The 14121-nt window shown below is 50.3% G+C and carries 12 protein-coding genes; 5 read left to right on the forward strand and 7 right to left on the reverse strand.

The features are described 5' to 3' along the window. Positions 1–24: 24 nt before the first annotated feature. The 5 genes from G358_RS0100330 to G358_RS0100350 form a co-directional block, all read right to left on the reverse strand. The gene (locus tag G358_RS0100330) at positions 25–1524 is read right to left on the reverse strand and encodes an MDR family MFS transporter (protein WP_026341972.1); all 1500 of its coding nucleotides are present in this window, start codon (positions 1522–1524) and stop codon (positions 25–27) included. 153 nt (positions 1525–1677) lie between these two features. Further along, entirely contained in the window at positions 1678–3441 is a 1764-nt protein-coding gene (locus tag G358_RS29205; protein ID WP_019635200.1) for an ABC transporter ATP-binding protein, read from the reverse strand. Between the two features lie 7 nt (positions 3442–3448). After that, a complete protein-coding gene (locus tag G358_RS0100340; RefSeq protein ID WP_019635201.1) occupies positions 3449–4039 on the reverse strand; it encodes an ECF transporter S component in 591 nt (196 codons plus the stop codon). 106 nt (positions 4040–4145) lie between these two features. Next, entirely contained in the window at positions 4146–4904 is a 759-nt protein-coding gene (locus G358_RS0100345; protein WP_019635202.1) for an energy-coupling factor transporter transmembrane component T family protein, read from the reverse strand. Continuing rightward, positions 4898–5473 (reverse strand): GNAT family N-acetyltransferase, encoded by a 576-nt coding sequence (locus G358_RS0100350; RefSeq protein WP_019635203.1) that lies wholly within the window; start codon positions 5471–5473, stop codon positions 4898–4900. Before G358_RS0100350 ends, G358_RS0100345 begins: the two co-directional genes overlap by 7 nt. 244 nt (positions 5474–5717) lie before the next feature. Between G358_RS0100350 and G358_RS29210 the strand changes: the two genes are divergently transcribed. Further along, complete coding sequence (locus tag G358_RS29210; RefSeq protein WP_019635204.1) at positions 5718–6662, forward strand: alpha/beta hydrolase; 945 nt, start codon at positions 5718–5720, stop codon at positions 6660–6662. Here the strand turns inward: G358_RS29210 and G358_RS34215 are convergent. Beyond that, positions 6566–6850 carry a Spo0E family sporulation regulatory protein-aspartic acid phosphatase gene (locus tag G358_RS34215; RefSeq protein WP_084662603.1) on the reverse strand — a complete coding sequence of 95 codons (285 nt, stop codon included), beginning with the start codon at positions 6848–6850 and terminating at the stop codon, positions 6566–6568. The genes G358_RS29210 and G358_RS34215 overlap by 97 nt on opposite strands. A 366-nt stretch (positions 6851–7216) precedes the next feature. Here G358_RS34215 and G358_RS0100360 point away from each other — a divergent pair, with 366 nt between their 5' ends. Then, complete coding sequence (locus G358_RS0100360; protein WP_019635205.1) at positions 7217–9085, forward strand: LTA synthase family protein; 1869 nt, start codon at positions 7217–7219, stop codon at positions 9083–9085. Between the two features lie 376 nt (positions 9086–9461). Beyond that, positions 9462–10019, forward strand: a complete 558-nt coding sequence (locus G358_RS0100365; protein ID WP_019635206.1) for a hypothetical protein — start codon at positions 9462–9464, stop codon at positions 10017–10019. 198 nt (positions 10020–10217) lie between these two features. On the opposite strand, the gene G358_RS0100370 is transcribed toward G358_RS0100365, so the two are convergent. After that, complete coding sequence (locus G358_RS0100370) at positions 10218–11627, reverse strand: MATE family efflux transporter (protein ID WP_019635207.1); 1410 nt, start codon at positions 11625–11627, stop codon at positions 10218–10220. Between the two features lie 306 nt (positions 11628–11933). Between G358_RS0100370 and G358_RS0100375 the strand changes: the two genes are divergently transcribed. Next, positions 11934–12827, forward strand: a complete 894-nt coding sequence (locus G358_RS0100375) for an AraC family transcriptional regulator (RefSeq protein WP_019635208.1) — start codon at positions 11934–11936, stop codon at positions 12825–12827. Between the two features lie 122 nt (positions 12828–12949). Next, a complete protein-coding gene (locus G358_RS0100380; protein WP_019635209.1) occupies positions 12950–13810 on the forward strand; it encodes a DegV family protein in 861 nt (286 codons plus the stop codon). The last annotated feature ends 311 nt before the right edge of the window (positions 13811–14121 follow it).

Genomic DNA, 14121 nt, shown 5'->3' on the forward strand with positions numbered 1-14121 from the left:
TGCGACCTCTAATTACGGGTACTGCTAATTACTGATGCCGCTAGTCTTCCCTTCTTCTTCAGCTTCCGGAGCGCGATTCCGCAGACCTAGCACAGAAACAACTCCGATCACCGCCAGTACAGCCATCACGATAAACAGGGCATGCAGACTATTCTGCAGTACGTGCCTCAGCTCGTTCCACAGCTCTGTAGGCAGCAGGTGGACTTTCTCTGGAGAAAGCAAATTGTTAATGTCATCTTGCGATACCTGCAGACCGGAGGTTGTTCCGGAAGCTGTCTGCGCGACAATCCGCAAATTTATTAAAGTGCCGAATACGGCAACGCCGATCGTCTGGCCAATCGATTTGGTAAATGTGTTCAGTGCGGTCGAGGCCCCGCGCAAGCTGAAGCCTACGGAGGATTGGGCGATGATCGTGAACACCGTGAAGGAGAGCCCGAAGCCCACCCCGTAGATGGCGTTTGAAAGCAGCATCATATACACTGGTGTCTCCTCCGTCACAAAGCCGATTCCTGCTGCGCCAATAGCAATGAACACCATGCCGATCAGGGATGTATAGCGGGATCCTTTACTAATAATCCAGCGCGCACCATAAACGGAGCCGAATAACCAGCCTATGGACATGGGCGCAAGGATAAGGCCGGACATCGTTGCATTTTTGCCAAGTACCCCTTGAATCCATAGCGGTAAATAAGAAGTAAGACCAATCAGCAATGCGCTTGCAAGCAAGCTGGCAACGTTCGAGTATGCGATATCCCTGATGCGGAACAGCTTGAGAGGCACGAGGGGCTCCTCAGCCCGATTCTCCACGATTAGGAACAGAATTAGCGAAATGACGGCAACGGCTAAAATACCTATTAGCCATGGGGATGTCCAGGCGAATTGCTGCCCGCCCGTAGCGAGCCCGAAGAGAAGTGCTGTTACACCTATTGTAAAAGTTATCGCGCCGCTAATATCAACCTTCACATTACGTTTTTCAATTTTTTCCTGCAGATACTTTATGATGAACCACAAAGACAACAAACCAAAGGGTACATTAAAACCAAAAATCCAGCGCCAATTGAATGTATCTACGACATAGCCGCCAAGCAGCGGTCCTACGAGGGAGGATATGCCCCACACCGAGCTCATTAAAGCCTGAACCCTGGCCCGCTCCTCGATGGAATAAATATCGCCGATGATAGTAAAGGTAACCGGAATCAGCGCTCCGGCTCCGATCCCCTGCAGCGCACGGAACACAATAAGCTGTTCCATGCTCTGCGAGAGTCCGGATAGCAGTGATCCTGCTAAAAATAATAAAGACCCGATAATAAATACGGGCTTTCTACCGTACAAGTCGCTCATTTTTCCAAAAATCGGCGTAGAAACGGCCATAGTTAGCAAATATGCAGTAAATACCCAGCTGAGTAAAGCCACTCCGCCTAAATCTCCAACAATCCGCGGACCAGCCGGGCCGATCACCGTGCCTTCAATTGCGGCAAGGAAAGTGGACAGAAGCAAGCCAGCTAGAATGTAATTGCGTTTCAAATCTGTCTTCAAGAAGATGACTTCCTTTCGTATAACTTACTCGCACGCGTTCTTGACCCATGGGAAGTTTCCTAGAACATGCTTTCTTATTCTATGAAAATGAACGCCTGTAAGCTAATAGTATAAGGGAAGCCACTATAAAAAGGAAGCAGACTACATATGCAGTCTGCCCTGTTTCATCGTCCAAACCGATAAATCCTCACCTATAAAGCATTCAGGCTCATGGGTAACAATTATGACCGCAGCGCCATCCGCAACCGCGCGCCTACACAAAGCCGCAAGAGCATTAGCTCCCTTATAATCAGCTCCCGCTGTAGGTTCGTCAAGAATGTAGAGCTTTTTCGGCAGCATCATCGCTGCAGCCGCACTAAGCAGCCGCTTCTCTCCACCGCTAAGCAGGTAAGGCGAATCCTGCTCCCGCCCATCCAGCCCGATGCATTGCAGCATCTCTTGCGCCCGCCTGTCGATATGCTCTGGCACCGGCTTCCCCGGGGCCAAACGCAGCGTAAAGCGCGAGCCGTACAGCAGTTCCTCGATTACAGTAGCGGCGACGAATTGATGCTCCGGCTGCTGGAAGACATACCCAATATCTTCTGCAAGGTCATACAGCTTCATGGTGGCGGCATCCTTTCCCCGCCACCATATTGTGCCGTGCGGAGGAGACAGCAGCCCCATCAGCAAACGTGATAACGTCGTCTTGCCAGAGCCGTTCTCACCACAGAGCAGCCGCCACTCGCCTGCTGCCAAAGTTGCATTCACATCACTCAAAATGGTGGGGCCAGTCTTGCTGTAGGCGAAGGTCAGTCCGGAAATTTGTAATAGCGGCTGGGCCGCTGATGCCTTTGCATCCTGATGAGATGCCGATGCTTTGGCATCCTGCCGGGCTGCCGGAGGACCTGCGTTTGCAGTCATTGCGGCCCCGGCAGCTCCGCTTGCCATGCAGGTGCCCTCGTGCGGTGCGGCGGGGGCACTCGCCTGCGGCAATGCGCGGGCGTCCGCTGCCGGTGCGGCGTAGGCACCCGCCTGCGGCAATGCGCAGGCGTCCGCTTGCAGTGCGGCGTAGGCACTCGCCTGCGGCAATGCGCGGGCGTTCGCTGCCGGTGCGGCGGGGCCCCCCACCTGCTGCAATGCGCAGGCGTTCGCTTGCAGCGAGGTGTCCTGCGGCTCCACCACAGCCGGGAGAACGCCCAGCTCGATCAGCCGCGCGCGCTTGGCGCCGGTGAGTTCAGCCGCGGGGCCGTCCATGGCCACCTTGCCGCCGTCCATCACGATGAGCCGCGGGGCCGCCGACGCCAGCATATCCAGCCGGCCGGACACCGTAATAAGCGTCCGCCCCTCGCTATGCAGCTGGCGCAGCAGCGCAAGGAACCGCCGCCGGGACCTTGCGTCCAGACTGGCCACCGGCTCGTCGAACACCAGCACCGGCGGCTCCAGCGCCAGCACTGCCGCGATTGCCGTTCGCTGCCGCTGGCCGCCTGACAGCGTATGGACGCTGTCAAACCGCCGCTCAGCGAGATCAACCGCGGCAAGAGCATCCGTTACCCGCCGCTCGATCGCGGGCACGTCAATTCGCAAGTTCTCGGGGCCGAAGGCTGCCTCGTCCTCAACCCGCCCCTGAACCAGCTGGGCATCAGGGTCCTGAAACACGATGCCGATACGCCGAACGACTTCCGCGATATCGGACTCAGCCGGATCGTACCCGTCCACAAGCACGGCTCCTTGGCGTTCACCGCCGCCAGAGCGGGGCAAGTAGCCGTTAAGGAGCTGGACCAATGTAGACTTGCCGCTTCCGCTGGAGCCTGTAATTGCAAGCCATTCACCAGATTGCACAGTGATCGATACATCCTCAACTGCCGCAGCGTCCTCCGGCTCGTACCTATACGTGACATTTTGCAGTTCAATAGCCGGTCCTTTCATTCAGCCATCAGCTCCTGGCGCTGACGGCGAAGCGGCGAAGCAAACCGCTGCGCGCCAGGCCGTCGCCCAGCAGCTTCGTCAACAAGCCGCATAATACGACGCCGCTGATCGTGCGTACGACGAGGGCGATAAGCAAAATATCCATTCCCCACACCGTATAGCCAAACATTTGAGCCGCCACAAAAAACCAAATAGGCACCATCGCTCCACCCGCGAGAAGCAGCACGGACCATCCCCAATTCCGGTATTTGAATATAGCAAAAATAATTTCAGCGATAACCATATAGCATGCTGCAGCGGCAAAACATGCCGGAAGGCCGTATGCCGTTCCCATAAAGGATTGGACAACCGCACCGATGCTGTATGTAATGACCGCTGTCCCCGGCTTGCGAATAATATAATAAGCAAGCAGTCCGTAAACCATATAGAGACCGGTAATTGTCGAGGTGGCAATCGGCCCCCCGACACTGTTCAGCGCCTGATTGACGGGGGACATATATACCGTCATCACAGCATTTGCGGCAGCAAGCATCGCCATCAGCACGATATCCATCGTCGTGAAAGCAGCAAATGCCTTTCTCTTTGTATTGTTTTTCATCAATGTAATCTTCCTCTCACTCGCATATTGTTAACCACTTAGATTAATTTAGGTTAACAATTAAAATACGTCAAGACTTTTTTGCAAAAACCAGTTGATAATACTCTTACAAGAGCAGCAAAATTACGAGAACCATGACGCTGAAGCCGGAAATCGCATATCCGCCTGGATGAATCCGTACTTCACGAAGATACGTGCGCTCCGGGTATGCCCCGAACCCCTTTGAATCCATCGCTCCGGCCGTTTGCTGAACGCGCCGGATCGCCCCGGCAAAGATCGCAAACATTTGGCCGCGCCACATCTGAATCCGCTCGGCCATACCTCGCGGAGCTCGTCCAGCCCGAATTTTCCGGGCAGCTCCGGAAACTTTTGCTTCTGCCTCCAGCAGCGGCAGAAACGTCAGCGCGATAGACACCCCAAATAAAAAGCGATAAGGCAATTTCAGCCGCTGCGCCATAATGACTACGAAGTCCTTAGCATCTGTAGATTCGATATAAATGAGTGAGGAAAGAAACAATACGACCATGCGCAGCGCAACCCCCGCTCCATGGATCAGCCCCCCCGCCGTTACAGTAAGCGGCCCAAGAGACAAATAGGACTCGCCAGCGGCGGCGGATAAAGCGGTGAGCACAAACAACGGCAATGCAAAGCCGGTAATAAACAGCGTTCGTTTGTACAGCCGCCCCCCGCTCATCCCAGCTCCCCATCTTGCCGCAGTCATGACCAACAGCAGCATTATCGCCAGGTGAAGCGGATTATCCGATTCCATCGCCAATATCGCTAGACAGAGCAGCACAATAAGCTTGCTGAGAGGGTCTAGCCGTTCCAGCGGAAATCGTCTATCTTGCCGTGCCTGAGTTACCATGCCTTCCCCCCTGAGTAATATTCTTGTCTTAACAGCGAAAACATCAGCAAATCGACAAATCCGTCCTCCGTCTTCTGATACTGGCGAAGCAGCCCTTCCTCTGTGAAATCAAACGCTTGTAAAAGTCCCTTGGAAGCCTTGTTGTCAGGATGAACGAGCGCCTCAATCCGATTTAAGCCGATCGTCTGATAGCCGTAGGACAGCACGATGCGCAGCGCTTCCGACATATATCCGCAACCCCAATATTCCTGGCCCAGATCGTACCCAATTTCCCCGCGGTAAGCCCCCGACAGCTCCCAGACATTGAAACCGCAGCTGCCGATCAATCGCCCTTCTTCTTTAAGCTCGATTCCCCAGCGGAGCGCGTCTTCACTTTCCGAAAGACCATTAAGCAAATGGATCATTTCCAGCGTATCCTCCACCGAGGCAAACGGCGGAATGTTCATATACCTGACCACTTCCGGATCGCTCCAAAATTGAAACATCCGCTCTGCGTCCGAAGACTCCATTTTCCTTAGCCGAAGTCTCTCGCTTTCGATCACCGGTATGTATCCCCCGCATCTGTACACTTATAGCCCTCCTTTCTCCCCAGCCTTCAGGGGAATGAACAGCTCGCAATGCGATATTCATGATTGTTGTTGATCCGTATATAGCTAATCATAAACAAGGAGGGCGAGTCAAAGAAAAAATAACTGACATATTTTTAAATCATGGTTCAAAAAATGAAAATCCTTCGATTTTCTTGTCCTCTTTTCGGTGATACTATAGTGACATAGAGAATATTTGGAAGGAAAATTAGGAGGTTACCTGCTGATGATTTTCACCATTTTGCTTATTGTCATATTGGTTGTGCTGCTGGGCGCCAGCCTTGTGGCACGCTTCGCTTTTCGCCAAATGACTCAAATGAAGCTGCAGACATACGAAAGTATTTTTGGCTACCTGGAGAAAAGCGGTATATATTCCCGTGAGCGCTTTGAATTGCTTGATAAAAAAGAGGTTAAGGTTACTTCCAGGGATGGCCTTACATTATGCGGTTACATCCTGCACACGAGACCTGACTCGAAACAGTGGATGATCATCGTTCACGGATACACCGTATCGCTGCATGTATCTGCCCAATATGTGGACATGTTCCAGGAGGAGGGATTTAACATCCTGCTCATCGATCAGCGCCGGCATGGGAACAGTGAAGGTAAATACACGACCTATGGCTACCATGAAAAATACGATGTGCAGACCTGGGTGACATGGCTGCTTGAAAATTACGGGAGCGAGATTACGATCGGTCTGCATGGCCAGTCCTTTGGGGGCGGAACCGTATTGGAGTACCTCAGCATCGCTCACCCTAATGTTAAATTTGTAATCGCAGATTGCCCTTATTCCGATTTGACCGAGCTTATGTCATATCAATTAAGGGTGCTAAATAAATTGCCCGCATTTCCGCTCCTTCCCCTGATCGACAGGCAGATGGAACGAAAAGCGGGCTTCAGGCTAAGACAGGTAAGTCCGCTTAAAGCGGTCGAACAAAGCTCCTTGCCTGTTCTATTTGTTCACGGCACAGATGATCGCTACGTACCTACTCACATGAGCAAAGACCTTTATGAACATAAGCCAGAGCCAAAAAGACTGCTGCTTGTAGACGGAGCCGAGCATGCGAATGCCTATAGCGTCGATCCAAAGCGGTATTCAGAAGAAGTACATTCCTTCATACATGATGCACTTGCAGCTCCTGCTGTAAAATCTTTGCCCAGCATTTGATTCTGCGCAAGCACAATATATTTATCGAGACGCTGACTTAGCTCCAACACCGTCTCACTACTAAAGCTGCTATTTCCCGCGGCATTCATTAACTCTGATCGAAGGTTCTCGATAATGTCCATCAGTTCCCCGCTTACCTTGGGGCGATTGGTGCGCCGGCCCATTTCCTTTAGTGCATTGAAAGCCATATGTTCACCTTCTCTCTACTGTTCAACACTATCATAACCTATGATGCCAAAAAACATATTTTTCAAAAAAGCAAAATATTAACATTATTTGTCGATCTTTAGGAGTCTGTAAAAGGAGGAGCCCCGGGACAAATCCCAGGCTCCTCCTTCGTTTTCCGTACGGTATCAAATTTATCCCTTTGCGATTATCAGGCGCGATTTAACTGCCTTTACGCCCTTTAGTCAATAAATAGCTAACATTTACGTAATTTTCATCTCACCGTAATATAAGGTATTATATTAAAGTATTTATATAGTTGTGTAAATGGAGTGTAAGCCGGACATTAATCTGCGCTCGAGCTATATTTTTGAAAGGAAGGGAATAGAGTGTCCTTGATTACTCGTATCCGATTATCCAATACAAAACCGTTTGTCTTTTTTTCCATAGTTATGATTCTTAAAATTTATATCGCCTGGTTCGCTATTTTCGACGGCGCACAGCCATGGGGCCCTCTGCTGAAGGAAATCCCTTTTATTTGGGCCGCCTTCTCTTTGATTGAATGGTTCTCATCTAAGCGGAAAATCGGCATTTATCTCGTCGTCAACTTTATTATCACAGCAGTTCTATTCGCTGCCATTATGTATTATAAATATTACGGCGTCTTTGTTACTTATCACGCCCTTCAGCAGGTCAATCAGGTTACAGCGGTTAAGAACAGCGTATTTTCACTGCTCAGCCCGCACTACCTGTTAATATTTCTGGATATCGTCGTGCTCGGCTTCTGGCTGATGCGCAAAAAACGGGCCCACAAGCTAAAAAGCTTGTTCAACTTAAACCGTATTCGCGGGAGTGTGGCGGCGGTGATCTTCGCGGTTTCGGTTGCTCTCTGTATTTTTAATATTTGGCCGAACCGGGCTACTATGAATGAAATCAAACAGGCGGAGCAAATGGGCATTCTCAATTATGAAACCTACGCCATATTCAAAAGCAAGGACGAGGATCTGACGAACAAGAAAGAAATTACGCAGGCAAAAATAAATAAAATCAAAGGCACTGCCCCTGTTGCGGAACCTGCATATTTCGGGGCAGACCAAGGCAAAAATGTCATTATAATTCAAATGGAGTCGTTCCAGAACTTCCTGATTGATTTTAAAGTTGGCGGCAAGGAAGTGACGCCGACGATGAACAAACTTGCCCGGGAAAACACTTATTTTAAGCATTTTTATCAAATGGTCGGTCAGGGGAATACTTCGGATGCCGAATTCGTTGTCAATACGTCGTTTTATATTCCATATAACGAAGCGGCAACGCAAAACTACGCATCGAAGCAGCTGCCGAGTTTGCCGAAGCTGTTGAAGGCTCATGGCTATGATACCGCCACTTTCCATACTAATGTCGTTGATTTCTGGAACCGACGTGCGTTATATGACGCCCTCGGATTTGACCGGTTCTATGATAAAACGTTTTTTGGCAGTGACGATACTGTATTCTTTGGTCCTTCTGACGAGGTGCTCTATAAGAAAACAATCGAAGAAATTCAAAAAATGCATGATGCCGATCGGCCATTTTATGCTCATGTGCTTTCGATGACAGCGCACCATCCATTTACTCTGCCGGATGATAAACGATCGTTACCCTTACCGGAGCGGTATCAGGACAATATGGTCGGAGATTATATCCAGTCGCAAAATTACGCAGACCACGCTTTGGGTGAATTTATCGAAGACCTGAAGCAAAGAGGCATTTGGGACGAGAGCATTATAATGATCTACGGCGACCATCTCGGCCTGCCCATGTACTCCCTGGACAAACAAGGCCTGGAGCTTATGAAGGAAATCTACGGCAAAGAGTACAGCTATATCGATATGATCAACATTCCGCTGATCGTTTCAGCGCCAAATATATCCGAACCAGCCGTAATGGATACGGTCGGCGGGCAGGTGGATATTTTACCTACGCTGACTAATTTGCTGGGTATCTCCCTCGATAACCAGCTCCATTTCGGTCAGGACTTGTTCAATCAGTCCTATAATTTGCTGCCGCAGCGGTACTATTTGCCTTCAGGATCATTCCTGAATGACAAAGCCTTGTTCATTCCTGGCGTTGAGTACGGCGACGGAAATCATTATCCATTTACCCCAGACAGTAACGAACGGATGCTGACAACGGAAAATGAATATACCCGTGCACTGGATCTATTGCATTTGTCCGACAGCTATGTACGCCAGCTTCCGGATATACCTGAGAGCTACTAGTCCTGTACTTATCCTTGCCACTAGTCTTGTTAGTAGCTTGTTATATAATAGCCTTGCATTTATCCTGCGGCTAGCCTGGCTTTGGCTTCGGGCAAGCTGCAAGATCATACGCATATCCTTTACGGCCTTAATCCTGAATGTCATGGGGGTAAGGCCGTTTTACTTTCCCCGTAGCCTTAGCCATTCGTAATTGTAAGCCATAGGTACCGGAGATAACCGGAGATCGACCCCGATATTGTCCTTGCCTTTTTCAAAGGTACTATTTTTACGCCAATAATATTTTTCATGTTTCGCATCAAACTCTCATTCAGCAGGTTCCTAAGCAACTGCAACATCAGTAGAAGTTTGCACGTTGATAAATTGGGAGGTGTTTACCTTGAATCAATTGGAGGTGTTCATGTTGAATAAAATGTGGGTTGCTGTGATGGTGACTCTCTTTAGTTTGTTTGGTTGTCATTCTCCGGAAGTGGATGTTCAGCCGAAGGGAAATATAATATCAGACTCGCCGATGGAGAGCAGCGTAGATAACAATCGCTTTTCAGTCAGCAGCTCAATCCCCCAGCAAGTTGAGATGAACGAAGAGTTTACAATTTCGGCTTTCTTGCAAAATGAGACCGAACAAGATTTCACCATCGAAAGCAGACAGCGAATTTTTTATTTTACAGTTAAGGATAGTACAGGTAAAAATATTAATACTATCGTCTTGCCGGATATGGGCATTCGTCAGACTTTTCCGGAAAGCGCAAAGATTACAGAGCAATTTACATACAGAATTAAAACACCAGGAGTATATAGCATTACTGCAGTGGCTGAATTTACAGTGAACGAAGGGGATAGCAGCACAGTTTATAAAATGGAAACGGAGGCCAGTAAGCTGGAGGTTATAGGAGAAGCGGCTACCGATGTATTTTCTAGGAAGGCAGACCGCCATTAGCGGTAGTTTTTCTTGCGAATATACAATTGTTCAGATCTGCTTAAAACTTACAAATTATCCAATATTAAGAAAACGGACAACATAATGTTCCAAACCTACTAAGAGCCTTGCCCCATTCGCTTTGCGGACGGGGAGGCTCTTTAGGTTATGGCTTTTTCTAAACGTTTATGGCTTAAATCGCTTTAATCGAAAATTCAATTAGGCTTCTACATAAGCGGATTCCTTCCGGAATGCTCCTCCGGTAGTCTGACTTCCTTGCAGTTCCGCCTCTTTCATCCGCAAAAACTTCCGGTTTCGCCAGCGGACGTAGCAGAAGATGCTGCGGATATATTCATCCGCGATCATACAGCCGTATATGGCAACAATCCCCCAACCTACGGAAATCCCCAGGACATAGGAGCAGCCGGTAGCCACGATCCACATGACCGTCAGCGATACGAACATCGTATATCTCGTATCCCCTACAGCATTCAACGCGTTCCCCAGCGTCATATTCAGGACTTTAGCAGGCTGCAGCGCCAGATTCATCCAGAGCAGTGATCCGCAGATTAGCAATATCCCTTCGTCCTGCGTAAACAAACCTAATATATGTTTGCCGAACAGAACAAGGAGCCAGGTGTTGATAATGACCAGCGGCAGCCCTGCTGACAACGAGCGGTATACCGCCTTGTAAGCCTCCTTCGTCCGGCCTGCACCGTATAGATGGGCAATTTGTATCTGTACGGCGAGAGCGAGGGAGAAGCCGAGCAGGAAGCAGAAGGTTTCCAAAGTACTCATGTACGTCCTCGCCGCCAGCTCCATGGAGCCAAGCGTCGCTATGAAAGAGTAAATAACGAGCTGCGAGAACACCCAGCTGCCCGAGTTGACCCCGAGCGGCCAGCCGATGACGAGCACTTCCTTGAACAGCTTGCGGTCGAACAGGGAGATGTCGCGAACGCCGATTCTGCGTTCAAAGGCGACCAGGAACATAAGAAGCAGCATAATTGTCGCGAGCAAACGGCTCGTCACTGTGGAAATCGCCACCCCGGTCAGGCCGAGCTGCGGAAATCCAAGCTCTCCGAAAATAAAGCCATAGTTCATTACAATATGGATGATGTTCATCGCTACGGCAATGTACATCGGTCCCTTCGTATTGCCGGTGTTGCGAATCGCAGTGCTGAGCGCAGACATAAGCGCGGTCAGGATCATTCCTCCACCGACAATTGAGATGTACGGCATGGCCAGCGGCATCAGCTCCTCAGGCAGCTGCAGCATTCTCGCAATAGGGCCGGGAAGAGCCACGAGCATCAGGCTTAGGCCGAGGCCGATCAATGCCGTCACTTTTACCGAAATGACGGCGACAGTTCTGGCGTCCTCCTCGCGCCTCGAGCCAAGTTTCTGAGCAATGACGATTCCAGCTCCGCTCGCGACGGTAGCAAACAACGTCGTCAACGCATTGAAGAGCTGATTGGAGAAGCCGACAACCGCTACGGCATCATCCGAGATGCGGCTCACCATCAGCGTATCGACGGCGCCCAGCAGGAATTGCAGGAACATTTCAATGAAGATTGGCCAGGTCAGGACCCAAAGGCCGAATTTATCTTTCTCTCTACTCCGTATTTTTTTCATTATTACAACCTCCAGTATGGCGGAGAAGATATCAACCATCCGTAATATAACTTGTAAAAGCCGCTATAAAAGTCCCATTTCGCTTTTAGGCGGGAATTCGCTTTAAGCTGGTGCAGCCTTCCAGCCGCAGCGCTCCTCCGTTCCTTCAAAAGCAATCCAGGATGCAGATGCCTGACAATCATACTTTTTAACTAACTTTTAGCATGAGACACATTATAGATGTTATATTGGAATGGATGTATCACTCAACCAACTGAATCTTTAAATATTCAAACCTGAATGCAATTGTACTAGGAGGTTGTTCGCATGTCTGTCATTCAATTTACAGTTCCTCCCCTTCCCCACTATATCGCTAGCGGCTTGTCCCTGCTGAGTGCAGGGCAAAAGCATCCCAGCCGTCAAAATATCGATGTGTTCGATCTTCTGCTCGTCGACAAAGGCTGCCTCTACATGGGCGAGGAAGGACGCAGCTATGAGGTCAGCGAAGGGCATGCGCTCATTTTGCGGCCAGACAGCTACCACTATGCGGTAGCCGACTGCAAGGAGGATACGCTTTATCATTGGCTTCATTTTCATACAAGCTCCAGTTGGACCGTCGAGACGGAGAGATGCGGCGAGCATTTCTGCACGGGCGATGATCGTCCGGGGTATATGCCGGCATCGGCTTTTTCCACATGGACGTTCAGTGTGCCGGTCCCCCAATTTACGAAGGTCGTGCAGCCGCAGAAGCTGAGCGATACCATTACGGAGTTGACCGATTTGAACCGGAGCCTGCATATCTCCGGTGCCAAGCTGCGCCAGCAAACGCTGTTTCAGGAAGTGATCTCCCTCTTGTCCGCCTCCCTCGGCATGAACGGACCGTCCCCGCAATCGATTTGCGCGGAGCGGGCCGCCTCGTATCTAAGGGAGCATTACAAGGAACAGTTCTCGGCCAAGCGGCTCGGCGAGAGCATCAACTTTCATCCCGTCTATATCGCCCGCTGCATGCAGAAGGTCTTCGGCTGCTCGCCTGCGGCCTACCTGCAGCGTTACCGGATCGAGCAGTCCAAGCTGCTGCTTCTGCAGAGCAATTATACGGTGGAGCGGATCGCCGAGGAGGTCGGGTTCAACCACCCCGCCTATTTTACCGCCAGCTTTACCAAAATTGAGGGCCTGTCCCCCCGCAAGTATCGTCAGCGTTTTGCGTGGATTAATCAATAGTGGCTTCTTATACGATAAAATGTGACACGATCCTTTGCTATAGCAGATCAACTCTACTATAATTCAAGTAGGTCTCTGCTATTATTTCATTATGACCAAAACCTATTACTGGGGGAAATGCGTTGACACAAGTTAAAATATTCGCGGACAGTATTTCTGACGTACCGGGCTCTTGGATCGAACAGCATGATATCGGTATCGTTCCGCTATATGTCGTGTTCGGTGAAACAGCTTATAAGGACAAGCTTGAAATCACCACAACCGACATTTACCGCAGGGTGGATGAAGGTGGAGAACTGCCCGGGACGGCGGCGCCTTCGCCAGCTGATTTCGTCGCTGCCTTCGCGCCCTGCATTGAGCAAGGACAGGACATCGTATTTATCAGCATGTCCTCGAAGCTCTCTTCCACCTACCAGAACGCGCTCATTGCAGCGGAGGAGTTTCCAGCTGGGTGTGTGCGGGTCGTCGACTCGATGCACGTATCCGGCGGCGTTGCGCTCCTCGTACTCAAAGCCGCTTTGGCGGCAAAGGACGGTGCTAGCCCGCAGCGGATCGTCGAGCTTGTTGAGGAATGGCGCGAGCGCGTCGAGATGGAAGTGCTTGTGGACAGCCTGGATTATTTGCATAGGGGCGGCCGTGTCTCCAGCGTTCAGCACATGATCGGCAGCCTGCTCAAAATTCGCCCCGTGCTGCGAATCAAGGACGGCTTCGTCATTTCCGCCGATAAATATAGAGGCAAAACGGAGAAGGCTGTTCAGCGGATGCTGCAGAATCTCCTCGACAATTTTCAGAAGATTGATCGTGATTTAATCATCGTGGCCCAGACGCTTGCCGAGAAAGCTGCGGATTATATCCGGACAACGCTGCTGGAGCAGACGGATGCGAAAGAAGTAGCCATTATCGAAGGCGGCTGCGCGATTTCCTGCCATTGCGGCCCTCGTACCGTTGCCATTATGTATATGCGCAAAGCTGCCCAGGCCTAGTATTCGCTTGGCGAATTTGTGGAACTTTGCAGGATTGTGGCGCTTTAATGCAACTCGTGTGATGCTTGGATCGTACTTGTATTGCACTTGGTTCGTGCTTAGTTCGTACTTGGTTCGTACTTGGTTCGTACTTGGTTCGTACCTGGTTCGTACCTGGTTCGTACCTTGTTGTACTTGGATTGTGCTTTGCTGGCGCTCAATGGCCTTGTTTGACCGCTCTTTTCCCCGGATGGGCTGTATGCCCCGGTAAAAAGCGGTCTTTTTGCTATAATAGTACTCGAAGTGCAACTGCTTCGACATTGCATATGGAA

It is taken from the genome of Paenibacillus fonticola DSM 21315 (assembly GCF_000381905.1).
Lineage (GTDB): Bacteria > Bacillota > Bacilli > Paenibacillales > Paenibacillaceae > Fontibacillus > Fontibacillus fonticola.

Coding starts and splice junctions, on each gene's coding strand:
- G358_RS0100370 (WP_019635207.1), bottom strand. CDS start 11,627: ATGAAAAAAATACGGAGTAGAGAGAAAGATAAATTCGGCCTTTGGGTC.
- G358_RS29210 (WP_019635204.1), top strand. CDS start 5,718: ATGATTTTCACCATTTTGCTTATTGTCATATTGGTTGTGCTGCTGGGC.
- G358_RS29205 (WP_019635200.1), bottom strand. CDS start 3,441: ATGAAAGGACCGGCTATTGAACTGCAAAATGTCACGTATAGGTACGAG.
- G358_RS34215 (WP_084662603.1), bottom strand. CDS start 6,850: ATGGCTTTCAATGCACTAAAGGAAATGGGCCGGCGCACCAATCGCCCC.
- G358_RS0100375 (WP_019635208.1), top strand. CDS start 11,934: ATGTCTGTCATTCAATTTACAGTTCCTCCCCTTCCCCACTATATCGCT.
- G358_RS0100345 (WP_019635202.1), bottom strand. CDS start 4,904: ATGGTAACTCAGGCACGGCAAGATAGACGATTTCCGCTGGAACGGCTA.
- G358_RS0100340 (WP_019635201.1), bottom strand. CDS start 4,039: ATGAAAAACAATACAAAGAGAAAGGCATTTGCTGCTTTCACGACGATG.